Source organism: Aeromonas diversa CDC 2478-85, assembly GCF_000819805.1.
Taxonomy (GTDB): domain Bacteria; phylum Pseudomonadota; class Gammaproteobacteria; order Enterobacterales; family Aeromonadaceae; genus Aeromonas; species Aeromonas diversa.
In genome coordinates, this window is sequence record NZ_CDCE01000011.1 from 1 (window position 1) to 249 (window position 249).

Sequence of the window (249 nt, forward strand, 5' to 3'; positions counted from 1 at the left end):
TCAGGGGCGGTAGCCTTGCCAGATGGAATGGATAAGCGAGAGCTGCCCACTACTACCCACTCAGCATAGTGACGGCCTCATGCTGATTTCTGAACTGTTCACGCAGGCGTGCTGTGGCGACACTTTTCAAGACTGCTCTGAACGCTGTTTTTTTACGCAGCAGTAACAACAGCGCAAAAAGAAGAAGTCAAGCGAATACGCCCAGCACGATAAGCAAGCATGTAACGCCATGATTTAATGATGATTTTC